Origin of the sequence: Halorubrum salipaludis (genome assembly GCF_002286985.1) — an archaeon.
Taxonomy (GTDB): Archaea; Halobacteriota; Halobacteria; order Halobacteriales; family Haloferacaceae; genus Halorubrum; species Halorubrum salipaludis.
Genome location: NZ_NSKC01000004.1, coordinates 37761 through 61747, shown reverse-complemented (window position 1 = coordinate 61747; position 23987 = coordinate 37761). Strand labels below are relative to the sequence as shown.

Here is a 23987-nt window from a genome sequence, read left to right as displayed (position 1 = left end):
CTGGGGCTTTGCAGGTCTTCACCGCAACATCGCCAATCGCTTATAAACACCCGCCAGCACCACCACAATCCGACTTATAAATAACACCTCCACCATCTTACGAGGCTCACTCCCGCTGTCGATCAGGATCAGTCTCAGTCCCGTCGTGGGGTATATACGCGCCAACGGCCTACGTGAGTGTGTGACAACCCGGACCATCCGCGCCCGCGACCGGCCGGTGTTCGGCGTCGACGTGCACAGCGGCGACGTTCGCGGCGACGACCCCTCCTACGCCCTCGTCATCTTGGACCCCGTCGACGAGGACGATCCGGACGCCCCCGACGCGGACGGCCCGATGGCGCGGGTCACCCGCGACGTGGTGTCGTTCCGGAAGCTCTGCCGGCTGATCGACGGCCGCGAACCCCTGTACGTCGCCACCGACAACGCCTACGAGCTGGCGGCGGACAAGGGGGAGCTCGTGGGGTTCCTGCGGTCGCTCCCCGACGGGACGCGGCTCGTGCAGGTGACCGGCGCGGAGCGCCCCGAACCGCTCTCGCGGGTCGCCTCGCGCCACGGGATCCCGTACGGGAAGGATCCGATGAAGGAGGCGGAGGCGTCGGCCCGGCTCGCGGCCGCCAACGTCGGCCACGAGGTGACGGCGTTCACCGACGAGACGCGGGTGAAGGTGTCCCGCGGGCGCTCGACCGGAAAGGGCGGGTGGAGCCAGGACCGCTACACCCGGCGGATCCACGGGAACGTCCGGAAGCGGACCCGACAGGTCCAGTCGAAGCTCAAGGAGGCGAACCTCGACTTCGAGCGCGACGTGACCGAGAAGTACGGCGGCTACGCGAACGCGACGTTCACGGTCGAGGCGCGCCCCGAGGAGATCCCGGTGTCGAACTCGCGGGCCGGGGACGTGCGCGTCGAGGTCGAGCGCGAGCGCCGCGACGGGATCGAGTACGAGCCGCTCGTACAGCGGCGCGACCGGGTGATCGTCGGCATCGACCCGGGGACGACCACCGCGGCCGCCGTCGTCGGGCTCGACGGCACCGTCCACGCGCTCTACTCCTCGCGGACCGCCGACACCGCCGACGTGACGGAGTGGATCATCGAGCAGGGCCGCCCGATCATCGTCGCCGCCGACGTGGAGCCGATGCCGGAGACCGTCGAGAAGTTCCGGCGGTCGTTCGACGCCGCCGGGTGGCGCCCCACGACCGATCTCCCGGTCGACGAGAAGCTCCACCGGACCCGCGAGGCGAGCTACCAGAACGACCACGAGCGCGATGCGCTGGCGGCCGCGCTGTACGCCTACGACGACCACGAGGACCAGTTCGAGCGCATCGCGGCGAAGACCCCGCCGCGGCTCGACCGCGAGGCGGTGATCGCGGGCGTCGTCGCGGGTGACGCATCCGTGGAGTCCGTCATCGCGGATCTGAGCGACGACGGCGGTGACGGCGGCGACGGCGAGGACGGGACCGACGAGACCGATCCCACCGAGCCCGAGCGCACCGAGGAGGAGGAGACGATCCGGCGGCTCCGCGAGCGCGTCGAGCGGTTGGAGTCGCACGCGGAGTCGCTGGAGGCCGACCTCGCCGAGCGCGACGAGCGGATCGCGGAGCTGGAGAGCGAACTTGAGGAGGCGCGGCGCGAGGAGCGAATCGAGGCGCGGAGCCGGCGGGCCGTCTCGCGGCTCGAACGCGAGACCGACCGGCTGGAGCGCGAGCGCGACGAAGCCCGAGAGACCGTCGCGGAGCTCGAGGGGAAAGTGGAGACGCTGAAGGAGCTGTGGCGGCTCGACCACTCGAACTTCGACGACGTGGCCGCGGACCAGGGGCTCGCCAGCGTGAAGGTCGTCGAGCAGTTCACGCTCGACGCCATCGAGGCGGCCGACGAGGCGTACGGCCTCGTCGCCGGCGATGTGGTCTACCTCCGCGACGCCTCGGGCGCGGGCCGGAGGACCGCCGAGCGGCTGGCCGAGACGGAACCCCGCGCCGTGATCCGCGACGGCAACCTCTCGGACGTGGCCGATCAGGTGCTGTTCGACCACGACGTGCCCGTGGTCCCGGCCGACGCGGTCCCCGTGCGCGAGGTCGACGAGCTGGCGGTCGCGAGCGAGGAGGAGCTGGAGGCCGCGCTCGGCGACTGGGAGCGCCGCGCCGAACGCCGGCGGAAGGCCGAGAAACAGGAGCACCTCGACCGGATCATCTCGGAGCACCGGGCGGGGCGGACCCTCCCGGAGACCGAGGAGTAAGTCGATCGGCCGCGCCGGCCGCGCGCCCTCGTCACGTCACAACACGCTTCCAGAAGTCATATGACCGACAACCGCGCAGTCGTGCGTATGGACGCCTACGAGCGGATCACCCGGAACGCGGCCGAGGTGGTCACCGAGGAGGAGATCGAGGCGCTGGCCGACGACCCCGACGGGAAGCGGGCGTACGTCGGCTACGAGCCTTCGGGGGTCCTCCACATCGGGCACATGCTCACCGCGAACAAGCTCATCGACCTCCAGGAGGCGGGCTTCGAGGTGACGGTCCTCCTGGCCGACGTGCACGCCTACCTCAACGACAAGGGGTCGTTCGAGGAGATCCGCCACACCGCCGAGCGCATGCGCGACCAGTTCATCGCGTACGGGCTCGACGAGTCGAACACGCAGTTCGTCCTGGGCTCCGACTTCCAGCTCGACGACGACTACACGCTCGACCTCCACTCGCTGGAGCTGGAGACCACGCTCGCGCGGGCCGAGCGCGCGATGGCAGAGATCACCTCTGGCGACTCCGTGAAGGTGTCGCAGGCGGTGTACCCGCTGATGCAGGCGCTCGACATCCCGTACCTCGGCGTCGACCTCGCCGTCGGCGGGATGGAGCAGCGCAAGGTCCACATGCTCGCGCGCGACGTGCTCCCGAGCATCGACCGCGAGCCCCCGACGAGCCTCCACACCCCGCTCATCGCCGATCTGGGCACCGGCCGCGGGAAGATGTCCTCCAGCGAGGGCGTCACCATCTCGATGGAGGACTCCCGCGAGGACATCGAGTCGAAGGTGAACGACGCGTACTGCCCGCCGACGGCCGACCCCGAGCCGACCGACGACGGCGAGGCGCGGGAGAACCCGGTCCTCCAGGTGTTCGAGTACCACGTGTTCCCGCGGTTCGACGCCGTCGTCGTCGAGCGGCCCGAGGAGTACGGCGGCGACTTAGAGTACGAGTCCTACGACGCGCTCGAAGCGGACTTAGAGTCCGGCGAGCTCCACCCCGCCGACGCCAAGGGCGCGCTCGCGGAGTACCTCGACCGGCTGATCGCGCCGGGACGCGAACAGCTCGCCGAGTAACGGTTCGACCGCGGCTCGCGCGTTTCTACCCGCGGTCGCGCTCTTCTACCCGTCGGCCGCCGTGTGGCCGCTCAGCTCGCAGCTCCCGTCGAGGCAGCCGCGGCCGGCCGCGGTCTCGAACACCGGGAGCCCGCAGTCGCAGTCGTCGACGACGACCCCCGAGGGGATCGAGACGGTGGTCTCGCAGTCGGGGTCGTTCTCGCAGGCGAGGTAGACGCGGCCGGGCGCGGACTGGACGGTGAGGTCGCCCTCGCAGTCCGGACACCCCCAGACGCGGTCGAATCGGTCGCTGACGGCGGCCTCCATCGGGTCGCACGCGGGGTCGAGACAGAGGTGGAACGGCTCGCCGCGCTCGATCCGGATCTTCGGGAGCCCGCAGTCGTCGCAGACCCCGTCGGTGACGCTCGCGCCGGCCGGGAGCCCCCATCGCTCCTCGCAGTCGAGACAGGTCACGTCGCCGCGCGAGCGCACGAGCACCCCGCCGTCCTCGGGGCAGGTCCCGACCGGGAGGCCGGCCTCGGTGACGGGGAGCGCCCTGCTCGCGGTCGCCTCCTCGGCGACGACCCGGAGCCGGCGGGCGCCGTCACGGGCGGTGATCGAGAACCCGTCGCCGTCCCCCTCGACAACGACCGAGTCGGGGCGGGTGAGCCACGCGACCGGCTGGTAGCCGTCGGCGTCGTGGACGAGCGTGGTGTCGTCGGGCTTGATCAGGACGACGACGCGCCCGCGGTGGGTGCGGGAGCGGTCGCCGCGTTCGGTCACTCGGCAGTCGCCTGCGAACACGCGGAGTCGTTCCGGCATACGACGGGTGGCCGCGGTATCGGTGTTAAGCGGTCGGCGCGGGGGTTTATGCGGGATGAAAAGCGGGGGCCGACGACGAGGCTCCTACGCCACCCGAACCGTCCGCGTCGCCCGAACCGGCATCAGCGGCAGGTCCGGAAAGACGACCTCGACGACGAACTCCAGCTCGTCGGCGTCCGGCGGTCCGAACACGCCGACGGGGACCGTCGTCTCCCCGTCGAGGTACGTCGTCGTCGCGGTCATCTCCACGTCGTTGACGGTGACCCGGATCCCCGCGCGGGCGCTCCCGGAGACGGCGGCGACGGCGACCTCGCACATCTCGTTTTCGCCGACTGCGACGGCCTCGGGGAACTCTCCCCAGTCGACGTCGACGCGGGGGCAATCGCGGGCGGCGTCGACGATTCGGTCCGCCACGGAGCCGCTCATGCCGGCGTTCTCGAGTTCGCTCGCGCCGGCGTCGACGACGGCTGCGGGGGAGGTGAGCCCGGCGTCCGCGAGCCGCTCGGCGCGGCCGGAGCCGACCCCGTCGATCGCGGTGAGCGCGACGGCCTCGCGGGAGACGCCGTGCTCGACGCGCGCCTCGACCCGGCACGCGAGGTTGGCGGCGCGGGGACCGGCGAAGCGGTCGAGGAACTCCGAGAGCGCGGCGAGCAGCCGGAGCGCGTTCTGCCGGATCACCCACGCGTCCGAGCGCAGGTCCGAGGGGATCGAGTCGGCCATCCCGGCCAGCAGGATGGCGAACACCTTGCGGTGGCCGTCCTCCAACTCGGTGTCGCGGCCGTCGAGGATCCGGTCGATCGCGTCCGACTCGGCCGAGCGCGCCGAGACCGAGTCGAACTCGCCGGCCGACGCGACGGTCTCCAACACGGAATCGACCGTCAGCGTCTCGCGGTCGGCGAGCCGCCGGAATCGGCGGGCCGTGTCCAAGCGCAGGTAGTACTTCGAGGCGAGGCGACCGAGCGCCGTCGGCTCGATCGCGAGGTCGTCGTCGGCCGCGACGAACCCGTCCTCGACGAGCGAGTCGAGGGTGTCGCGGACGCGGTCCCGGAGGGTGGCAAACGCGTACTCGTCGGGCTTCGACTCGGCCCGGACGTAGTAGAAGGTGGTCTCTAACCACGCCATCACGTCCTCGAGGCCGCGGATGGTGCCCATCGCGATCTCGGCGTTGAGGTGCGATTCGAGGTCCGCCGCGAGCCGGGACTCGATCTCTTTGCCCTCCTTCAGCAGCGCACGGTACCTGTCGGCGTCTCCGCGGTCACAGACCACCCAGCCGTACCCCACGTCGTCGTAGCCGGGACGGCCCGCGCGCCCGAGCATCTGGAGCACGTCGAGCGGCGAGATGTCGGTCTCGCCCTCCAGCGGGTCGTGGTACTTGGTGTCGCGGATCACGACGCAGCGCGCCGGGAGGTTCACCCCCCACGCGAGCGTCGACGTCGAGAAGAGGAGCTTGATCTTCCCCTGCTTGAACCACTCCTCGACGCGGTCGCGGTCCTCCTTCCCGAGCCCCGCGTGGTGGAACCCGACGCCGTCGGTGACCGACTGGCGAAGCGTGTCGTTGGTGAGCTCTTTCGCCTCGTTGTGGAAGTCGTAGTCGCCCCGCGAGTCGATCGGGATGTCGCGCTCGGTGATCTCGTCGCGCGCCTTCTTGGCCGCCTGCACCGTGTCCTGCCGCGAGGAGACGAACACGAGCGCCTGCCCGTCCTCCCGCACGTGCGGCTCGGCCAGGTCGAGCGCGCGGTAGAGCCGCCGGTACTTGTCGGCGAAGGCGTTCGAGCCGTGCGAGTACGTCTTCACGCCGGTCTCCAGATCGACCGGACGGTACTCCTCGCCGAACTCGTAGGTCGTCTCCGCGGGCGCGTCGAGCCACTCGGCCACGTCCGCGACGTTCGGCATCGTCGCCGAGAGCGCGACGACGCGGGGGTCCTGCAGGCGGCGGAGCCGCGAGACGGTCACTTCGAGCACCGCGCCGCGCTTCTCGCTGTCGAGTAAGTGGACCTCGTCGATGACGACGCAGTCCACGTCGGTGATAAAGGAGTAGCGCCCGGAGTCGTGCTTTCGGGTGGCGCTGTCGGCCTTCTCCGGGGTCGTCACGAGCACGTCCGCGCGCTCGGCGCGGCGGGGGTTGAGGTCGCGCTCGCCGGAGACGACGTACACGGAGTAGCCGAGCTCCTCGAACCGCTCCCACTCGCTCTCCTTCTCGTTGGTGAGCGCGCGAAGCGGCGCGACGAAGAGCGCGGTCCCGCCCTCCGAGAGGGTCTTGCAGATCGCGAGCTCGGCGAGCGCGGTCTTCCCGGAGGCCGTCGGCGCCGACGCGACCACGTTGTGGTCTGTCTCTAGGACGCCCGGCAGCGCCTCGCGTTGCATCCGGTTGAACTCCTCGAACCCGAAGGCGTCGGCGAACTCCGGCACCGCGTCCGCGACCTTCACGCCGCACCACGCCCGTGGGCGACTCGACGGCGACCGAGAGTCGTTCGCATCACGTCGAACCGGGGGCTTCGAGAGCAAAGGCGTTTCTCATGCGGTCCGCGCGGCCGCGGCCGACGTAGGCGGCGCCGAACCGCCCCGCCGACCCCGAGCGTTTACGTGACAGCGGGTCGACCGCCCGGTATGTTACCGTCGTCGCCGGCCGTCATCGGTGCCGCCGCCGTGGTCGCCCTGCTCGTCCTGCTGGTGCTCGTGCGCCGCCTGCGCGCTCCGTCCTCGGACGCGCGCGAGTCGAAGCGCGCCCACGACGCCGCCCAGGAGCGCGAACCCCCGGTCGAGATCGGCGAGACGTACGAGTTCGGCGTCACCGAGCTCACCGAACACCACTCGGGCGAGGAGGTCGCCGTCGGCAAGGTCGAGGGGTTCGTCGTCTTCACCGAGGACATCCCCCGCGACGTGGGGAAAGGCGACGTGATCCGCGCGAAGGTGCTCTCGTTCAACGAGGGTCGCACCTCCGCCGACGCGACGTTCGTGACCAAGGCGTAGGCTACACCCGTCTCGCGCCGGTCGTCCCGTGCCGATCGCCTCACGCGGGACTCGCGGAGAAAAGCCGCCGTAGTGACGGCGCGCTCGCCGTCGACGCCTCAGTCGTTGGCCTGAACGTACCCGTCGATCGCCGATCCGATATGCCACACGGGTTCGAGGAACAGCATGAAGATCCCGATTCCGACGAACACCAGCATGACGGAGATCAGCATGTAGATCACGAAGCCGCCGAGCCAGTAGAGACCGCGGCCTTTCATCCCGCCGATGATATGTCCGACTCCAGGGATGAGAAAGGAGATAAGCGCTACTATTATCGGACTTCCAGTGTCATTTTCAGCTGACATGTACTTCAACCGTTAATTCAGAGTATTATAAATCCACATTGTTCAGAATGTATAAACTATGCACCGTTACAGCCGTCGATCTGCCCCACTGATTTCATCTGTACGATATTATTGAGACCGAATCAGGTGCGAAGCTGCGCGAGTACGAGCGGTCGATGGCGATAACCTCCGCTCCGAACATGAGGTTCATACGTGATGGCGACGAAGTGATTTCGTAATGGCCCAGGCCGGGAATCAGGACCTCACGGAGCGGTTCATTCAGTTCTACCGCAACTACTACCGCGAGGAGATCGGCACTCTCGCGCAGCGATACCCCAACGAACAGCGCTCGCTGTACGTCGAGTACGACGACCTCTACCAGTTCGACCGCGACCTCGCCGAGGACTTCCGCACGAAGCCGGAGCAGATGCGCGAGTACGCCGAGGAGGCGCTGCGGCTCTACGACCTCCCCGCGGACGTCAGTCTCGGCCGCGCGCACGTCCGGATCGAGAACCTCCCCGAGAGCATCGACATTCGCGGCATTCGCGTCCACGACGACCACATCGGCAAGCTCGTCTCGATCAAGGGGATCGTCCGCAAGGCGACCGACGTGCGCCCGAAGGTGACCGAGGCCGCCTTCGAGTGCCAGCGCTGCGGCACGATGACGTACATCCCCCAGAGCGACGGCGGCTTTCAGGAGCCCCACGAGTGTCAGGGCTGTGAGCGACAGGGCCCGTTCCGCGTCAACTTCGACCAGTCGGAGTTCATCGACTCCCAGAAGCTCCGCATCCAGGAGTCGCCCGAGGGGCTCCGCGGCGGCGAGACGCCCCAGAGCATCGACGTCGACATCGTCGACGACATCACCGGCGAGGTGAGCCCCGGCGACCACGTCACCTGCGTCGGCGTCCTCCACATCGAACAGGTCGAGCAGGGCAACGAGAAGTCCGCCATCTTCGACCTCTACATGGACGGCGTCTCCATCGGCATCGAGGACGAGGAGTTCGAGGACATGGACATCACCGAGGCGGACAAACGCGAGATCATCGAGCTCTCCAACCGCGAGGACATCTACGAGGCGATGGTTAATTCCATCGCGCCCGCCATCTACGGCTACGAGGAGGAGAAGCTCGCGATGATCCTCCAGCTCTTCTCCGGCGTCACCAAGCACCTCCCCGACGGCTCGCGCATTCGGGGCGACTTGCACATGCTCCTGATCGGCGACCCCGGTACTGGAAAGTCGCAGATGATCAGTTATGTCGAGAATATTGCTCCAAGATCAGTTTATACGTCCGGAAAAGGATCATCCGCTGCAGGCCTCACCGCCGCTGCTGTAAGAGATGATTTCGGAGACGGTCAGCAGTGGTCGCTGGAAGCGGGCGCGCTCGTCCTCGCGGACAAGGGGATCGCCGCGGTCGACGAGCTCGACAAGATGGATTGCGTCACTGGCGACACCCTCGTCACGCTCGCGGACGGACGCGTGGAGCGCATCGACGAGCTGGCGCGGGAGGCCGCCGAGGACGGCGAGATTGAGGAGCTCTCGAACGGCCGTCACATCCGCGATGTCGACCTCACGGTCTGGTCGATGGACGAGGACGGGCAGTTGGTCGAGCGTCCCGTCTCCGCGGTTCACGAGTACGACGCGCCCTCGGAGCTGACCCGCGTGACCATGGAGACCGGCGAGTCGCTGCGCGCGACGGCGGATCACCCGTTCTTCGTCCTCGACGACGGGGAACGAGTCGAACGCGAGGCGGCCGCGCTCGACGACGGCGACTGGGTGTACGTCCCCCGGGAGATTCCGACAAAGGCCGCGGACGGGGCGGGAGCGGTGGCGGCTCCGAGCGGTGGCGTCGACGCCGGGGTTCCCGGCGAAGACAAAGGGGTTTCTCCCGCGATGGCGAGCGTCCTCGGCTACCTCTCCGGGGACGGGAACGTCTACTACGACCGCGACGAGGGCGTCTACGGCGTTCGGTTCACCAACGCCGCCGCCGATCTGTTGGACGACTTCGAGCGAGCGGCGCGGGAGGCGTTCGACGCGGAGCCGACGCGCCCGCCGAGCGAGAAGCGAGACGGCGGCGTCGAGACGGTTCGCGTTCACGGAAAAGAACACGCCGACGCCGTCCTCGACGCGGGGATGAACCTCGGCCGGTACGACGAGAAGTGCTTCCCGACCGCGGTCTCGACGGGGAACCGGGCGGCGAAGGCCGCGTTTGTCCGCGCGCTGGCCGACAGCGAGGCCCACGTCGACGAGTCGGCGGGGAACGTCCGCGTGGCTTCCGCGAGCCGGGACCTGCTGCGGGGCACGCGCAACCTCCTCTTGCAGTTCGGCGTGTCGAGCCAGCTACAGCGTCGCGCCCGCGACGGCGGTCGAGACGTGTACTACCTCACCGTGACCGATTCGGAGTCGCTGGCCGCGTTCCGACGGTACGTCGGCTTCACGGCCGCCCGGAAGGCCGAGGCGCTCGACCGCGTCGTCGAGGCCGCGGACGGCGACCGCACGATCCTCGACGTGATCCCGGAGGTCGACGAGGTGCTTGCGGAGTATCGCGAGTCGCTCCGGCTCCATCAGAGCGAGTGCGGACTCGACGCCGGAACGTACTGCGACTTCGAAAACGGAGCGGCGAACGCGTCGCTTCACCGCGCGGAACGGGTCCTCGCCGCCTTCGAGGAGCGGCTGGAGGCGGCAACCGAGGACCGTCGCGTGCTCGACGACGACCCGTCGTGGGAACTCCTCGCCGAGATGCGCGATCGGTACCACGTCTCACAGTCCGAGATCGCCGAGGGGACGACGCTGTCACAACAGCAGATCTCCCGTCTGTGGGGCGGGCGCGACGACGTTCGACGAACGGTCGCCGAGCGGTTCCGAGACGTCCTCGCGGAGGTCACCGAGACCGACCTCGACGACCTCCGCGAGTTCGTGCGCGGAGACGTGAAGTGGCGACGTGTCGAGTCGGTCGAAACCGTGCCGCCGGAGTCGACCGAACACCGCAGTGAGGTACTCCGACAGCGGCTGGCGGACGTTATCGGCGGATCGATCGAGACGGTCGAACGACGGGCTCGCGACCTCCTCGAACGGGGGCCGGTCGGGGACACGCGGGAGGAACTGGCGGCGGCGCTCGACGCGTACGGCGTCAGCCAGACGGCCGTCGCCTCGTCGCTCGACGTGGATCAGGCGACCGTCTCGCGCTGGCTCTCCGGAACCGTCGAGACGGACCGGATCGACGACCTCCGGGAGGCGGTCGCAGAGGAACTGAGGGCCGTCGAGGACGAACTACGGTCGATTCTGTCCCGGATCGACGACGGTCGGCGCCCGAAGGTCTACGACCTGACCGTCGACGACACGCACAACTTCGTCGCGAACGGGCTCGTCGTCCACAACTCGTCGGACCGCTCCGCGATGCACGAGGGGCTCGAACAGCAGAAGATCTCCGTCTCGAAGGCGGGGATCAACGCCACCCTCAAGGCACGCTGTTCGCTGCTCGGCGCAGCGAACCCCAAGTACGGCCGGTTCGACCAGTACGAGCCGATCGGCGAGCAGATCGACCTCGAACCCGCGCTCATCTCGCGGTTCGACCTGATCTTCACGGTGACGGACAGCCCGGACCCGGAACACGACTCCCGGCTGGCCCAACACATCATCAAGACGAACTACGCCGGCGAGCTGAACACCCAGCGCGAGGAGCTGGCGAGCTCGGAGTTCACCTCGGACCAGGTCGCGGAGGTGACTCAGGAGGTCGCGCCGGAGATCGACGCCGAGCTGCTCCGGAAGTACATCGCCCACGCGAAGCGCTCCTGCTACCCGACGATGACGGAGGAGGCGAAGGAGCTCATCGAGGAGTTCTACGTCGACCTGCGCTCGAAGGGGGCCGACGAGGACGCTCCCGTCCCGGTCACGGCCCGGAAGCTGGAGGCGATGGTGCGGCTCTCGGAGGCGAGCGCGCGGGTCCGGCTCTCGGACACCGTCGAGCGCGAGGACGCCGACCGCGCGACCGACATCGTCGAGTCGTGTCTCAAGGACATCGGCGTCGACCCGGAGACGGGGCAGTTCGACGCCGACGTGGTCGAGACGGGGACCTCGAAGAGCCAGCGCGACCGCATCAAGAACATCAAGGGGCTCATCGCCGACATCGAAGAGGAGTTCGAGGAGGGCGCGCCCGTCGACGAGGTGCTCGACCGCGCCGGCGAGATCGGGATGGATCCCGGCAAGGCCGAACAGGAGATCGAGAAGCTTCGCACGAAGGGCGAAGTGTACGAGCCCAAGCAGGGCCACCTCCGGACGACGTAGATGGACCGCATCTCCGCCATCCGGAACGTCGAGGACGCGCTTCGCGCGTTCGAGAACGGCGACGCCGACCTCGCCGACACCGAGCGGCGCGTGGCGGCGGTCCTCCGGACGTACGCCACCGAGTTCGACGGCGACGACGACGTGTTCCGCGCGGTCGGCGAGGAGCCGGTCGACGGGACGGTCGTGGTCGCCCCCTCGGAGCCGGCCGCCCGCGAACGGCTCCTCGCGGCGAACGGACTCGACCCGGGCGACGGTGATGGTCCGGGCGACGCTGACGGCCCGGCCTTCGAGATCGAGCGCGTCTGAGTGGGGCGGAGTCGCCGAACGCGGCGTCGACCGCGTCGGAAAACGATGGACTGCACCGGCTTCGCTGAATGCGACTGAAACGTTCCGGTCCGGAACCGCTAAATGGCGAAACCGATCAGCCGCGTCCGTGCTGCTGGTCGTGACGTATTCGTCGGCGGCCCGCACCGGCCTCCGGAACCTGTGCCGCCGCCACGAGGGGGCGGTCGCGCGGCGGTTCGGCCGGGCGGCCCTGCTCGACGGGACGGTGTACGCCGCGTTCCTCGCGCTCCGCCTGCGCGAGTCGCACGGCGGAGACGTACAGATCGAGCGGACGGAGCCGTTCAACGAGTTCGTCGCGCTCGACGAGCCGGTCCGCGAGGCGGCGAGGGCGTACGCGAACCGCGACGCGAAGTCGACGCCGTACGCCGCGTTCGCCGCCGGGACGGACCACCCGGACCCCGACTCGATGCGGGGCGACGACCTGTGAGCGGGACGGACGGGCGGCGCGATCGGACGGAGGCAGACGAAACGCCCGGGAGCGACGGGATCGTCGCTACCGCTCCCGAGCCGGCGATCCCCGAACCGGCCGCCGTGATCGGTCGCGTTCCGACTGGGGCGGGACTTCGGCGCGAGCTCGCGGCGGCGGCTCGGACGCTCGGGTTGTCGTCGTCGATCGGCGACGAGCTGATAGAGATTCGGGACTCCATCGCGGCGATCGAGGTCGAACCGGTCGACCTCGACGCGGCCCGGCGCCGAGTCGCGGCCGCGAGCGGCGAGGAAGAGCGACTGAAAGAGCGCGTCGCGGCCCTCCGCGGGGGCGTGCGAGCGCGACGGGAGATCGAGTCTGAGACCGACGGGGTCCGGGCAGAGACCGACGAGGCCCTCGGCGATCTGGAGTCGGCGGCCGCGGAGCTGTCGGCCGCACAGAGCGATCGAATTGCGGCCGAGCAGGCGCTCGAACGCGCCCGCGAGCGGGCCTCCGACGCCCGGGACGCCCGGGAGCGACGCCTCGAACTCCGGGACCGGCTGCGGAACCGACGCCGGGACGCCCGTCGCGAGCTCGCGCGGGAGGTGTATTCGGAGTTCCGCGACGCGTTGGCGGTCGTTCCGGGCGCCGCTCCGACCGACGCCGGCGCGGAACCCGGGGCGTACGACGGGCCGTCCCTCGCGGCGTCGCTCGCGGCGGTCCGGATCGCGGACCTCGACGGGACGGTCGCGCTCGGTTCGGAGGCAGTCAGGTGGATCGCCGACCGCGGCGGCGCGGCACCCCAGGCTGTGATCGACGCGCCGGTGGTCCGACCGTGCAGACCGCCGCGAGGCTGACGGCGGTCGGTCGGAGCGAACGGCGGTTCAAAACGAGAGGTGGGAGGTCGACCCCGGTCCGTCGTCGCCGTCGTTCACGCCGCCGTCGTGCAGGTAGTCGTAGTGCTCGTCGGTGAGGAGGACGGCGTCGCCTTCGACCGTGATGTCGACGCCGGGAAGCGTGGTGCCCGACGCCTCTCCGTTGTCGCAGTCGCCGGAGCAGGCGTCGAACATCGACCCGTGTCGCGGACAGATGATCTCGCCGTCGCGGATCGCCGCGCCGCGGCCCGTGTCGAGGCGCTGGTCCTCGTGCGTGCAGTTGTTGACCCACGCCCTGACGCCGGGGTCCTCCTCGCAGGGGACGAGGATGACCTCCGTCTCGTTTCCGAAGGCGTCCTCGGCGGTGAAGCGGTACGACCCGCCCTCCGGGACCGCGGAGCGGTCGGCGATCGCGGTGGCGTCCGACATGGGATCGCGGTAGGGGCGTCCGGTCGAAAAGCCTGCCGACCGGTTCGGCCTCGGAGTCGGGTTGGTTCGACGAACTTTCTCCGTTCGATGGGTTTTATGCGGTCGTGCCGCGTGGATCCGGTGTGAGTCAGTTCGACCGGACCGCCGGCGCGGACGCGGGTGCGGAGACCGACGCGGCCGCGGATCTCGACGACGCCGACCGCGACCTGACTGCCGCCCTCCGGACCGAGTCCCGCGTGCTCCCCGCGGAGGTGTTCGCCACCCTCGGCAACGACACGCGCGTCGACATCCTGCGCGCCCTCCTCGAACTCGGCGCCGACGAGGATCCGGTGAGCTTCACCGACCTCTTCGAGCGGGTCGACATCGACGACAGCGCCAACTTCAACTACCACCTCCGGCAGCTCACCGGCCACTTCGTCAAGCGGAGCGACGACGGCTACGAGTTCCGGTACCCCGGCCGGAAGGTCGTCAGCGCCATCTTCACCGGGACCCTCACCGAGCGCGCGCAGGTCGGGTTCTTCCCGGTCGAGGGGTCGTGTTACGACTGCGACGGCGACCTCCACGGCTGGTACGTCGACGACACGCTCACCGTGGGGTGTGCCGACTGCGGCGCCATTCAGGTGAGCTACCCGTTCCCCTCGGGGGGGCTCGACGACCGCACGACCGACGAGCTGTTGCAGGCGTTCCACCACTACGTCCGCCACCACTACTGTCTGGCCGCTGACGGCGTCTGCCCCGAGTGCACCGGCGCGGTCGAGACGACGCTCGTCCGAGACCCCGACGAGGAGGACCTCGACCTCGCCGTCGAACACGTCTGCCGGCGGTGTAACTACCGACTGCGGTCGACGGTGGGCGTCACCCTGCTGGACCACGCCGAGACGCTGCTGTTCTTCTCCGAGCGCGGCGTCGACCTCAACACCGAGCCGTTCTGGACGTTCGACTGGTGCGTGAGCGACGAGCGGACGACGGTCGTCTCAGAGGACCCGCTTCGGGTGCGCCTCTCGCTCCCCTGCGGGGGCGACGAGCTCCGGGTGGTCGTCGACGAATCGGTGACCGTGGTGGAGACGACGCTGGTCGACTGAAGCGCCCCCGGACGGGCCGTCGCGCTCGCCTACTCGTCGACCGTCAGAACTATTCGTCGACCATCGGCGCCGGCACCCCGTCGTCGCCGCCGTCGAGCTCAAACGCGCGCCGCAGCTCCGCGATCCGGTCGCGGATGTCGGCCGCCAGCTCGAACTCCAGGTTGCTCGCGGCCTCGTCCATCCGCTCTTCGAGCGCCTCGATCTGGGCTTTCGCCTCGGCTTCGCTCTCCACGTCGCCGACGCTGACCGACGAGGTGTCCGTCTTCGCGCCTGGGAGGTTCGTCTCACCGACCGGTTTGTCGATGGTGGTCGCCTCGTAGCCGTGCTCGGCGTTGTACTCCAGTTGGATCTCGCGGCGCCGCTGGGTCTCCTCGATGGCCGCCTCCATCGAGTCGGTCACCCGGTCGGCGTAGAGGACGACTTCGCCGTTGACGTTGCGCGCGGCCCGCCCCATCGTCTGCACGAGGGTCGTCGTCGACCGGAGGAACCCCTCCTGGTCGGCGTCGAGGATCGCGACGAGGCTCACCTCCGGAATGTCGAGCCCCTCGCGGAGCAGGTTGATACCGACGAGCACGTCGATGTTGCCTAAGCGGAGGTCGCGGATGATCTCGTGGCGCTCGAGCGTGTCCGTCTCGTCGTGCATGTACGACACGTCGATCCCGGCCTCCTCGAAGTACTCCGTGAGGTCCTCGGCCATCCGCTTGGTGAGCGTGGTGACCAGGACGCGCTCGTCGCGCTCGATCCGGTCGTGGACCCGCTCTAAGAGGTCCTCGACCTGTCCCGTCGCCTCCGTCACCTCCACCTTCGGGTCGACGAGGTGAGTCGGGCGGACGATCTGCTCGACGATCCGGTCGGAGGTCTCGCGCTCGTAGTCGCCCGGCGTCGCCGAGACGTAGAGTGTGCGATCGGTCTTCGCCTCGAACTCGTCGAACGTCAGGGGGCGGTTGTCGTAGGCGGTCGGGAGCCGGAACCCGTTCTCGACGAGCGAGTCCTTCCGCGACTTGTCGCCCTCGTACTGGCCCTTGATCTGGGGGATCGTCTGGTGGGACTCGTCGACGACGGTGAGGAAGTCGTCCGGGAAGTAGTCCAGCAGGGTGTAGGGGGCGTCGCCGGACTCGCGGTCGTCCATGTGGACCGAGTAGTTCTCGATCCCGGAGCAGTAGCCGGCCTCGCGGAGCATCTCCAGGTCGAAGGTGGTTCGCTCCTCGATGCGCTGGGCCGCCACGAGGTCGCCCTGCCGCTCGAAGTAGCTCACCCGCTTCTCCATCAGGTCCTCGATCTCCGCGATCGCCTGCTCCAGTTGGTCGTCCGGGATCGAGTAGTGCTCCGCGGGGTGGAGCATGACGGCGGGCTCCTCCGAGACGACCTCGCCTTTCATCGGGTCGACCTTGATCATCCGGTCGATCTCCTCGCCCCACAGCTCCACTCGGACCGCGTACCGCCCGTACATCGGGTAGATCTCGACGGTGTCGCCGCGGACGCGGAAGGTCCCCTGCGTGAAGTCCACGTCGTTGCGCTCGTAGTTCAGGTCGACGAGGTCAGCGAGCAGCTGCTCGCGGCCCACCTCCTCCCCGACCTCCAACCGGAGCGCCATGTCCCGGTAGTTCTGGGGATCGCCCAGCCCGTAGATGGCGGAGACCGAGGCGACCACGATCACGTCGTCGCGCGTCAGGAGCGAGCGCGTCGCGGAGTGGCGCAGGCGGTCGATCTCCTCGTTGATCGACATCTCCTTGTCGATGAACGTGTCCGTCTGCTCGACGTACGCCTCCGGCTGGTAGTAGTCGTAGTACGAGACGAAGTACTCCACCGCGTTGTCCGGGAACAGCTCGCGGAACTCCTCGTACAGCTGGGCCGCGAGCGTCTTGTTGTGGGCCAACACGAGCGTCGGCTGGTCGAGCTCCTCGGCGACCCACGAGACGGTGTTCGTCTTCCCGGAGCCGGTGACCCCGAGCAGGGTCTGCTTGTCGGCGCCCGACTCGTATCCCTCGACGAGCTTCTCGATCGCCTCGGGCTGGTCGCCCGCGGGCTCGAACGGGGCGTCGACGCGGAGGGGACGGTCGACGGTCGGGCGGTCCTCCGAGAGGGGGGAGTCGGCGTCGCTCACGATACCCGTGGTTGGTCGGCGAGACACTTGAGCGGCGCGGATAGGGGGATTACAGCGAGGCATTCGGTCCGGTGTGGACGCTCGCAGGGATCACACTGATGACTCGCCCGACAGAAATCCGCCCGTGTCCCTCGCGTTCCCGCCCATCGTCGTGCTCGGGATGGCCCTCCTCCTGTTCGTCTTGATGGCGACCGGCGTCTGGATCAACTTCGACGCGCACGCTCGCGGAAGCGACTATCCGGCCTTCTGGGGCGTGGTCGCGCCGCTTTCGGGCGTCGTGTTACTGTACTACCTGCTGTGGTGGCGTCGCGGACGATCGCGCGAGCATCCGCCGTCTCGATGGGAGCGCTCCGCCGCCGCCGTCGCAGTCGCCGGAATCGGCGGGCTGATCGTGGGGAGCCTCGTGTCGCCGCCCGACCCGATCGCACAGATGATCGTCTGGCCATTCGCGTTCGTCTGCTGTCTCCCCGTCGCGTACTGGCTGGTTCGGACGAGGTTGGGCGCGACAGAGGGGTAATCCGCCGATCCGTTGGACTCGGGGTCTCTCGAAGTCTCAGCCGCTCGGCTAGACGTTGAGACTTATAAACTACTGACCGACACGAACTGCCCCGAAGCCCCAGTCGCGAGGCGGGCGCACGTTCGCTGCGGTCCTCGTCGGTCGCTCGCGCTGCTCGCTCCCTTCCTTGCGGTCCTTGCGTCACCTGCGCCCGCCTCGCGACTGCCCCTTCGAGTCCCACCCGCACCGCACTACCCCGCACCTCACACCTCCCCAGCCTCGCGGTTCGCGCTCTCCGAGCGCTCACCGCGTCCCTCGCGCGGCGCTCTCGCCGGCGGCTTCGCCGCCGGCTGTCAGAGGGACCGAAGGTCCCTCGCTACTCGCGGCCTACCGGCCGCTCGGAGGCGCGCGCCTCCGCACGAGGTCATTTATAAGTGGTCTCGTGTCGACGTCCGCCGCCGCTGTCCGGACGAAAACGTTTCCCCCTCCCCGCGCGACGCTCTCCGTATGCGCATCGCCGTCCCCAACAAGGGCCGCCTGCACGATCCGACGCTCTCGCTCTTAGAGCGCGCGGGGCTCCACGTCGAGGAGACCGCCGACCGCCAGCTGTACGCCGACACCGTCGACCCCGACGTGACGGTGCTGTTCGCCCGGGCGGCCGACATCCCCGAGTACGTCCGCGACGGGGCCGCCGACGTGGGGATCACGGGGCTCGATCAGGCCGCGGAGTCCGGCGGTGTCGCTGACTCCGCGAGCGCGGCCGAAGAGGGTGACCTCGTCGACCTCCTGGATCTGGGATACGGCTCGTGTAAGCTCGTCCTCGCGGCGCCGGAGGACGGCGACATCGAGAGCGTCGCGGACCTCGCCGGCGGGACGATCGCCACCGAGTTCCCGGCGGTCACCCGCGACTACCTCGACCGCGTGGGGGTCGACGCCGACGTGGTCACCGTAACGGGCGCGACGGAGCTGACCCCCCACGTCGACATGGCCGACGCCATCGTCGACATCACCTCGACGGGGACGACCCTGAAGGTGAACCGGCTCGCCGTGATCGACGACGTGCTCGACTCCTCGGTGCGGCTGTTCGCCCGATCCGACGTGGTCGACGACCCGAAGGTCGAGCAGGTGCTGACCGCCTTCGAGTCCGTCCTCGCGGCCGACGGTCGGCGGTACCTGATGATGAACGCCCCCAAGGAGCGGCTCGACGAGGTGAAAGACGTGATCCCCGGGCTCGGCGGCCCGACGGTGATGAACGTCGAGGCCGACGAGGACGGCAACGGCATGGTCGCGGTCCACGCCGTCGTCGAGGAGCGCGACGTGTTCGCGACGATCTCGGAGCTGAAGTCGGTCGGCGCGACCGGCATCCTCGTCACGGAGATCGAGCGACTCGTCGAGTGAGGCCGGAAGAAAGCGAGATGGAGAGCGAGAGCACGCTACGCGTCGCCGATCAGCCGATCCTTCTCGGCGCGCGTGAGCGATTTGATCGCGTGTTCACGCGACATCGCGGCCGACTTCGAGTCGAACGACTCGACGTGGCGCAGGGTCACGGGAGTCCGCCCGCGGGTGTACTTGGCGCCCTCGCCGGCGTCGTGTTCGGCGACGCGCCGCTCCACGTCGGTGGTGTAGCCGGTGTAGAGCGTGCCGTCGGCGCACTCGATGACGTAGACGTGATGGGACGAGTCTTGGCTCGGCGTCGACACGCCACCGGATCGGGTCGACCGAAACGAATAGCTGCCGGTCTCGACGCGGCTCGGTGGATCGGCTTCGCGGCGGGATCGGCGAGTCAGTCTCCGGTGCCGGCGCGTTCCCGGGAGACCTCGGCGATCCCGGCGTTCGCAGAGCAGTCCGGACAGGCGTTGAGGTCGCCGTGCTCGTCTGCGAACACGCGTGCGAAACGGTCCGAGACGTGCGACCCGCAGTGGTCACATCGTGGCATTCGGTACCGGTGTTCACCGGCGGCCGATGTAGGTGTTCGACGAACAAATACCCTTTCTCACCCCCGTCAGCTTCCGGAAAAGTGCTTATAAATGCCTGCGTCCAGTCGGGCGTCGGACTCGGCGGTCAGTCGCGCCCGGCCGCGTCGACCGCGCGGGCGATCAGGCCCGCCTGCGCGCCGGCGACGAAGCCGGCGTCGACGTTCACCGTCGTGAGCACCGAGCAGGACTGGAGCGCGCCCTCCAGGGCCGCGACTCCCTCGCCGCCGACGCCGTAGCCGGTCGAGACCGGGAGCGCGATCACCGGCGCGGCGACGAGCCCCGCGACGACGGTGGGGAGCGCCCCCTCGCGGCCGGCGGCGACCACGACCACGTCGGCCTCCCGGATGCGGTCGCGCTGATCCAGAATCCGGTCGAGGTTCGCGACCCCCACGTCGTCGATCCGATCGATCGTCGCGCCGATCTCGCGGGCGACGACCGCCGCCTCGCCCGCGACCGCCGCGTCCGCGGTGCCGGCGGCGACGACCGCGACGGTCGCGTCCAGATCCGGCCCCTCGAAGTCGCCGGCGTGGACGACGATCGTGCCGGTCCGCTCGTCGTGGTCGACGGTCGCGTCGAGCGCGTCGGCGGTGTCGAGTTCGAGGTCCGCCATCGCCGTCTCGATCGCGGCCGCGTCGTCCGCGTCCGTCCGGGTAACGAGCGCACGGCCGGTCGTCTCCACCGCGGTCGCCGTCAGCGCGGCGACCTCCGCCGGCGTCTTCCCCTCCGCGAGGATCGCTTCGGGGATCCCGCGTCTCCCCTCGCGGGCGGCGTCGAACCGCCCGGCCGCCGTCGTCGCGTAGCCCGCGAGCCGTGACTCCGCCTCCGCGACGCCGATCTCCCCGGCGTCGAGCGCCTCGAGCGTGTCGCGCATGGCCGATCGTGGGGGCCGAGCGGTGTCGTACCTATCGATCTCGACCGGATTCGGTCGCCGACCGTCTCCTGTTCTCACAAAGTTTATAAGGGAGCCCTCCGGGACACCGCCGCGAACCGCCGGCACGGCGTCCCTCGCGGTCGAATTCAGGAACTCTTATTAACGGTCGACGGATATCGTCGAGCGCATGGCAGACCTTATTGTCAAAGCGGCCGTCAAGGAAGCCCTGGACGACAAGAACGTCGCTTCGGACTTCTACGACGCGCTGGACGACGAAGTGGACGAGCTGCTCGAAGACGCCGCGCGCCGCGCCGAGGCCAACGACCGGAAGACGGTCCAGCCTCGCGACCTCTAAGACGGACGCGCTTTCAGCCCTTCATTTTTTGAGCGACCGCCGACCGGCGAGCGACGCGTCCGTCGGGCGGGCGTCGAGCGGCGGTCAGCGCTTGGCGACCCGAACGCCCGATTCGGTCCCGACGTGGACCTCGTCCGCGAGCCCGACGAAGATCCCGTGTTCGACGACCCCGGGCGTCGCCGACAGCGTCCGCGCCAGCGCGGCCGGATCGCCGATCTCGCCGAAGGCGCAGTCGAGCACGAGGTTCCCGTTGTCCGTGACGACCGGCCCGTCCTTCCGCTCCGCGCGCCGGAGGGTCGGCTCGCCGCCGGCCGCCCGCACCGCCTCGGCGACCGCGGAGCGACCGGCGGGGAGCACCTCGACCGGGACGGACCGGTCGAGGACCGGGACCTCCTTCGAGGGGTCGGCGACGACGAGGAAGCGGTCAGCGGCGGCGTCGACCAGCTTCTCGCGGGCGTGGGCGGCGCCGCCCCCCTTTATCAGGGGGCCGACCCCGGCCGCCGGTTCGTCGCTCCCCGTTCCCTCGCTCCCCGTTCCCTCGCTCCCCGTTCCCTCGCTCCCCGTTCCCTCGCTCTCCTCCCCGCCGACCGCGACCTGATCCGCCCCATCGATCGCGACGTCGATCCCGGGCGCGTCGGGTCCCACCGCCTCGTCGAGGTCGAGCAGGGGGATCCCGCAGTCGGTCGCGAGTTCGCGGCTCGCGAAGGAGGTGGCGACGCCTCTGACGTCGAGCCCCGAGTCGATCCGGTCCCCGAGCCGCCGGATCGCGTGGGCCGCCGTCGACCCGGTCCCCAGTCCGACCACGTCGCCGTCGGTCACCGCCTCGGCCGCCGACTCGCCGGCGCGTCGCTTCATCGCGTCGCTCCCGCCGCTCGTCTTCATGCAGTCGAGTGCGTACGGAGCCGTTGAAAAGGCGTCGGGGTCCGAGGCCGATCGGGTGGTGACGCGTCGGGCTACTCCAGCCGGTCTAACACCGCTTCGGCCTCGTAGGCCAAGGAGAGCTCCCGCGAGCGCCCGCGTCCCTCCACGTCGGCGTACTCCGCGTCGATCACGCCGAGCTGGTCGAGCTTGTTGATGATCTCCGAGTAGCGGGTGTAGCCGAGGTCCGTCTCGTCGTGGAACGACTCGTACACGGTTCCGGCGCGCTCGCCGTCGTTCTCGGCGAGCACGCGGACGAGGGCGCGCTCGGACTCCGAGAGCCCGCGGAGCGACCGGGAGAGGTGGACGTGCTTGGACTTGTCGTACGCCGACTCCACGTCCTCCTCGGCGATCGTCTTCGAGGCGCGCATCTCCGCGTTGAGCCCGGCCCGACGGAGGAGATCGATCCCGACCCGGAGGTCGCCGCTCTCGGCTGTGAGGTCGGCGACGCGCTCCAGTTCGGCGTCGCCGATGACGCCGTCGTGGAACCCGCGCTTCGCGCGCTCGTGGAGGATGTCGTAGATCTCGGTGGCGTCGTAGACGGGGAAGTACACCTCCTCGGGGCGGAACACCGACTGCACGCGGGTGTCGAGGTCGTCGATCACGTCGAGCCCCAGATCCGAGGAGACGACGATGACGCCGATCTTCGCGCCCGAGTGCGCCTCGTGGGCGCGCAACAGCGAGTAGAGGGTGTCCGACGCCTCGTTCTCGTAGAAGAGGTAGTTTACGTCGTCTAGGGCGACGACGAGCACGTCGTCTTCCTCAACGAGCCGGTCGGTGATCTGCCCGAACAGCTTCTTGAAGGAGATCCCGGAGGAGGGGGGCTCGTAGTCGAATATCCCCTCGAACAGCCGCGAGAACACCGCGTACCGCGTCGAGTCCACCTGGCAGTTGACGCGGACCGTTCGCACGTCGGTGCGGGCGCCGAGCTCGCCGAACAGCTTCTGGACCGCGGTGGTCTTCCCGGTACCCGGCGGGCCGCGCACCATCGTGTTGAGCGGCCGGGAGCCGCGGACGGCGGGGCGGAGCGCGTACTTCAGGCTCTCCAGCTGGCTCTCGCGGTGGCGGAACGTCTCGGGGACGTGGTCGATCTCGAACACCGACTCGTCGCGGAACACCGACTCGTCCCACGAGAGCATGTCGCCGCCGGCGTCCCCGGTCATGTGAACACCACGACAGGCCGCCCACTTAACCGTTGCCCGCCGGGAGGGTGAAACTGAAACTTGTCGCCTGCGACGCTCACGCCACGGGTATCGGCGACCGATCGTTCACTCTCGGGACGGTGGTCTCGGTGCGTTTTCGGGCCTCCTCGCTGCGGTTTCTCCGCCCTGCTCTCGTCACTCCCGGTCGAGCACGAGCACGTGCCGCGTCAGCGACCGGTGAACCCGGCGCTCGAAGGCGGCGTCGACGGTCCAGCCCCCCGCCCGCGCCTCCCGGCGCCAGTCGCGGTCGGCGACCACGACGGCTCGGGGCGCGACCCGCGCGGCCTCCGCGAGGGCACCCCCGACGAGGTCGGCGAGCTCGTGGCGGGCGATCTTCGACTGGCGGCCGTAGGGGGCGTCGAACGCGACCCCGTCGACCGCGTCGTCGCGCAGGGGGAGGTCCGTGGCGTCGCCGCGGGCGACGTGCCAGTCGGGGGCGGAGCCGTCGGAATCGCCGGAATCGACGCCGACGTACTCCCGGAGGTTCTCGCGCGTCCCGCGGACCATCTTCGCCTGCGCGTCGCACGCGACGGCGTCGCTCCCGACGATCCCCGCCTCCAGCGGGAGCCCGCCGGTGCCGCACATCGGGTCGAGGACGGTCCGGCCGGGCGCCGCGCCGGCGAGGTTGACGTACGCGCGGGCGTCGGCCGGCGCCATGCTCCCAGGCTGGAAGAAGGGCCGGTCGGTCGGCTTGGGCGCGAAGTCGCGGGCGGCCTCGACGGCGACCCACCCGAGCGCGCAGACCGCGGCGTCGCCGCCGTCCGCGCCCGGGACCGCCTCGTGGTCGTCGCGCTCGCCGGCCGCGAACAGCGCGCGCAGGACGTGGTTAGGGTCGTCGAGGTCGACCTCGAACCCGCGGTCGACGAGGACACCCCCCAGCTCGCGCTCGGCCGCGCTCGTCGAGACGTCGGCCGTGTTCCGGACGTTGCGGGCGCGGACCGCGACGGTCCCCGCCCGGTCCAGGGGCGCCGCGTCGAGGGCCGCTGCGGCGGCGTCGAGGTCGGCGTCGGTCCGGGCGATCGCCTCGTGGGCGGCGCGGGTGTACGCGAGCCGACGGATCGGGCTCACCCGACCGTCGGCGTCCCTCCCGCCCACGCTCCCGGCGCGCGCGATCCCCGGCGCGAGCAGCTCCACGCCCGTCGCCGCGACGGCGGCCTCGCGCGCGGCGAACGCGTCCTCCTCGCCGGCGAGTTCGAGCCAGTACACGCCGCGGAGTCGGACCGCCGGTCGCAAGAGGATAGCGGTTCC

Annotated in this window: 22 protein-coding genes; 11 read left to right on the top strand and 11 right to left on the bottom strand. The window is 69.7% G+C overall.

Annotated elements, in window-relative coordinates; translation table 11 throughout:
* The first annotated feature begins 181 nt into the window (after positions 1–181).
* Both CK500_RS08315 and CK500_RS08310 read left to right on the top strand, forming a co-directional pair.
* A complete protein-coding gene (locus CK500_RS08315; protein WP_095636779.1) occupies positions 182–2230 on the top strand; it encodes a DUF460 domain-containing protein in 2049 nt (682 codons plus the stop codon).
* A gap of 87 nt (positions 2231–2317) precedes the next feature.
* Positions 2318–3304, top strand: a complete 987-nt coding sequence (locus CK500_RS08310) for a tyrosine--tRNA ligase (protein ID WP_095636778.1) — start codon at positions 2318–2320, stop codon at positions 3302–3304.
* A 45-nt stretch (positions 3305–3349) separates the two neighbouring features.
* On the opposite strand, the gene CK500_RS08305 is transcribed toward CK500_RS08310, so the two are convergent.
* A complete protein-coding gene (locus CK500_RS08305; RefSeq protein WP_095636777.1) occupies positions 3350–4105 on the bottom strand; it encodes a topoisomerase DNA-binding C4 zinc finger domain-containing protein in 756 nt (251 codons plus the stop codon).
* Between the two features lie 84 nt (positions 4106–4189).
* Positions 4190–6532 (bottom strand): DEAD/DEAH box helicase, encoded by a 2343-nt coding sequence (locus CK500_RS08300; protein WP_095636776.1) that lies wholly within the window; start codon positions 6530–6532, stop codon positions 4190–4192.
* A 180-nt stretch (positions 6533–6712) separates the two neighbouring features.
* Between CK500_RS08300 and CK500_RS08295 the strand changes: the two genes are divergently transcribed.
* Entirely contained in the window at positions 6713–7075 is a 363-nt protein-coding gene (locus CK500_RS08295; RefSeq protein ID WP_095636775.1) for a hypothetical protein, read from the top strand.
* A 98-nt stretch (positions 7076–7173) separates the two neighbouring features.
* Here CK500_RS08295 and CK500_RS17195 read toward each other — a convergent pair whose 3' ends face one another.
* Positions 7174–7332 carry a hypothetical protein gene (locus CK500_RS17195; protein ID WP_158224034.1) on the bottom strand — a complete coding sequence of 53 codons (159 nt, stop codon included), beginning with the start codon at positions 7330–7332 and terminating at the stop codon, positions 7174–7176.
* A 304-nt stretch (positions 7333–7636) separates the two neighbouring features.
* Here CK500_RS17195 and CK500_RS08290 point away from each other — a divergent pair, with 304 nt between their 5' ends.
* The 4 genes from CK500_RS08290 to CK500_RS08275 all read left to right on the top strand — a co-directional run bounded on the left by CK500_RS08290 (position 7637) and on the right by CK500_RS08275 (position 13288).
* Positions 7637–11680, top strand: coding sequence for an LAGLIDADG family homing endonuclease (locus tag CK500_RS08290; protein WP_095636774.1), 4044 nt, complete (start codon positions 7637–7639; stop codon positions 11678–11680).
* Positions 11681–11986 (top strand): DUF7854 family protein, encoded by a 306-nt coding sequence (locus tag CK500_RS08285; RefSeq protein WP_095636773.1) that lies wholly within the window; start codon positions 11681–11683, stop codon positions 11984–11986.
* A gap of 127 nt (positions 11987–12113) precedes the next feature.
* Positions 12114–12452 carry a DUF7855 family protein gene (locus tag CK500_RS08280; RefSeq protein WP_095636772.1) on the top strand — a complete coding sequence of 113 codons (339 nt, stop codon included), beginning with the start codon at positions 12114–12116 and terminating at the stop codon, positions 12450–12452.
* Positions 12449–13288 carry a DUF7856 family protein gene (locus CK500_RS08275; protein ID WP_095636771.1) on the top strand — a complete coding sequence of 280 codons (840 nt, stop codon included), beginning with the start codon at positions 12449–12451 and terminating at the stop codon, positions 13286–13288. Before CK500_RS08280 ends, CK500_RS08275 begins: the two co-directional genes overlap by 4 nt.
* 27 nt (positions 13289–13315) lie before the next feature.
* Here CK500_RS08275 and CK500_RS08270 read toward each other — a convergent pair whose 3' ends face one another.
* Positions 13316–13735, bottom strand: coding sequence for a Rieske (2Fe-2S) protein (locus CK500_RS08270; RefSeq protein WP_095636770.1), 420 nt, complete (start codon positions 13733–13735; stop codon positions 13316–13318).
* A 122-nt stretch (positions 13736–13857) separates the two neighbouring features.
* Between CK500_RS08270 and CK500_RS08265 the strand changes: the two genes are divergently transcribed.
* The gene (locus tag CK500_RS08265; RefSeq protein ID WP_095636769.1) at positions 13858–14817 is read left to right on the top strand and encodes a winged helix-turn-helix domain-containing protein; all 960 of its coding nucleotides are present in this window, start codon (positions 13858–13860) and stop codon (positions 14815–14817) included.
* A gap of 49 nt (positions 14818–14866) precedes the next feature.
* Here the strand turns inward: CK500_RS08265 and uvrB are convergent, their stop codons facing one another.
* The gene (gene uvrB / locus CK500_RS08260) at positions 14867–16921 is read right to left on the bottom strand and encodes an excinuclease ABC subunit UvrB (protein ID WP_095636768.1); all 2055 of its coding nucleotides are present in this window, start codon (positions 16919–16921) and stop codon (positions 14867–14869) included.
* A 124-nt stretch (positions 16922–17045) separates the two neighbouring features.
* Between uvrB and CK500_RS08255 the strand changes: the two genes are divergently transcribed.
* Both CK500_RS08255 and hisG read left to right on the top strand, forming a co-directional pair.
* Positions 17046–17438, top strand: coding sequence for a hypothetical protein (locus CK500_RS08255; protein WP_233138984.1), 393 nt, complete (start codon positions 17046–17048; stop codon positions 17436–17438).
* Positions 17439–17924: 486 nt separating this feature from the next.
* Positions 17925–18815, top strand: a complete 891-nt coding sequence (hisG, locus tag CK500_RS08250; RefSeq protein WP_095636767.1) for an ATP phosphoribosyltransferase — start codon at positions 17925–17927, stop codon at positions 18813–18815.
* A gap of 35 nt (positions 18816–18850) precedes the next feature.
* Here hisG and CK500_RS08245 read toward each other — a convergent pair whose 3' ends face one another.
* From CK500_RS08245 to larB, 3 genes are all read right to left on the bottom strand, one after another.
* The gene (locus tag CK500_RS08245) at positions 18851–19117 is read right to left on the bottom strand and encodes a GIY-YIG nuclease family protein (protein WP_095636766.1); all 267 of its coding nucleotides are present in this window, start codon (positions 19115–19117) and stop codon (positions 18851–18853) included.
* An 83-nt stretch (positions 19118–19200) separates the two neighbouring features.
* The gene (locus CK500_RS17370) at positions 19201–19353 is read right to left on the bottom strand and encodes a DUF7563 family protein (protein ID WP_198951533.1); all 153 of its coding nucleotides are present in this window, start codon (positions 19351–19353) and stop codon (positions 19201–19203) included.
* 125 nt (positions 19354–19478) lie between these two features.
* Positions 19479–20264: a nickel pincer cofactor biosynthesis protein LarB gene (larB, locus tag CK500_RS08240; RefSeq protein ID WP_095636765.1), complete on the bottom strand. Its 786-nt coding sequence runs from the start codon at positions 20262–20264 to the stop codon at positions 19479–19481.
* Positions 20265–20451: 187 nt separating this feature from the next.
* Between larB and CK500_RS08235 the strand changes: the two genes are divergently transcribed.
* Complete coding sequence (locus CK500_RS08235) at positions 20452–20619, top strand: DUF1931 family protein (protein ID WP_004047560.1); 168 nt, start codon at positions 20452–20454, stop codon at positions 20617–20619.
* A gap of 84 nt (positions 20620–20703) precedes the next feature.
* Here CK500_RS08235 and rpiA read toward each other — a convergent pair whose 3' ends face one another.
* The 3 genes from rpiA to CK500_RS08220 form a co-directional block, all read right to left on the bottom strand.
* Positions 20704–21501 (bottom strand): ribose 5-phosphate isomerase A, encoded by a 798-nt coding sequence (gene rpiA, locus CK500_RS08230; protein WP_095636764.1) that lies wholly within the window; start codon positions 21499–21501, stop codon positions 20704–20706.
* A gap of 71 nt (positions 21502–21572) precedes the next feature.
* Positions 21573–22700 (bottom strand): ORC1-type DNA replication protein, encoded by a 1128-nt coding sequence (locus tag CK500_RS08225; protein ID WP_095636763.1) that lies wholly within the window; start codon positions 22698–22700, stop codon positions 21573–21575.
* A gap of 174 nt (positions 22701–22874) precedes the next feature.
* Positions 22875–23945: a THUMP domain-containing protein gene (locus CK500_RS08220; RefSeq protein WP_095636762.1), complete on the bottom strand. Its 1071-nt coding sequence runs from the start codon at positions 23943–23945 to the stop codon at positions 22875–22877.
* Positions 23946–23987: the final 42 nt, after the last annotated feature.

Excerpts from the sequence above, each read along its gene's own strand:
- CK500_RS08310 (WP_095636778.1), top strand. The coding sequence starts at position 2,318 with ATGGACGCCTACGAGCGGATCACCCGGAACGCGGCCGAGGTGGTCACC.
- CK500_RS08305 (WP_095636777.1), bottom strand. The coding sequence starts at position 4,105 with ATGCCGGAACGACTCCGCGTGTTCGCAGGCGACTGCCGAGTGACCGAA.
- CK500_RS08290 (WP_095636774.1), top strand. The coding sequence starts at position 7,637 with ATGGCCCAGGCCGGGAATCAGGACCTCACGGAGCGGTTCATTCAGTTC.
- CK500_RS08235 (WP_004047560.1), top strand. The coding sequence starts at position 20,452 with ATGGCAGACCTTATTGTCAAAGCGGCCGTCAAGGAAGCCCTGGACGAC.
- CK500_RS17370 (WP_198951533.1), bottom strand. The coding sequence starts at position 19,353 with ATGCCACGATGTGACCACTGCGGGTCGCACGTCTCGGACCGTTTCGCA.
- CK500_RS08295 (WP_095636775.1), top strand. The coding sequence starts at position 6,713 with ATGTTACCGTCGTCGCCGGCCGTCATCGGTGCCGCCGCCGTGGTCGCC.
- larB (WP_095636765.1), bottom strand. The coding sequence starts at position 20,264 with ATGCGCGACACGCTCGAGGCGCTCGACGCCGGGGAGATCGGCGTCGCG.
- CK500_RS08285 (WP_095636773.1), top strand. The coding sequence starts at position 11,681 with ATGGACCGCATCTCCGCCATCCGGAACGTCGAGGACGCGCTTCGCGCG.
- rpiA (WP_095636764.1), bottom strand. The coding sequence starts at position 21,501 with ATGAAGACGAGCGGCGGGAGCGACGCGATGAAGCGACGCGCCGGCGAG.
- hisG (WP_095636767.1), top strand. The coding sequence starts at position 17,925 with ATGCGCATCGCCGTCCCCAACAAGGGCCGCCTGCACGATCCGACGCTC.
- CK500_RS08270 (WP_095636770.1), bottom strand. The coding sequence starts at position 13,735 with ATGTCGGACGCCACCGCGATCGCCGACCGCTCCGCGGTCCCGGAGGGC.
- CK500_RS17195 (WP_158224034.1), bottom strand. The coding sequence starts at position 7,332 with ATGAAAGGCCGCGGTCTCTACTGGCTCGGCGGCTTCGTGATCTACATG.
- CK500_RS08225 (WP_095636763.1), bottom strand. The coding sequence starts at position 22,700 with ATGACCGGGGACGCCGGCGGCGACATGCTCTCGTGGGACGAGTCGGTG.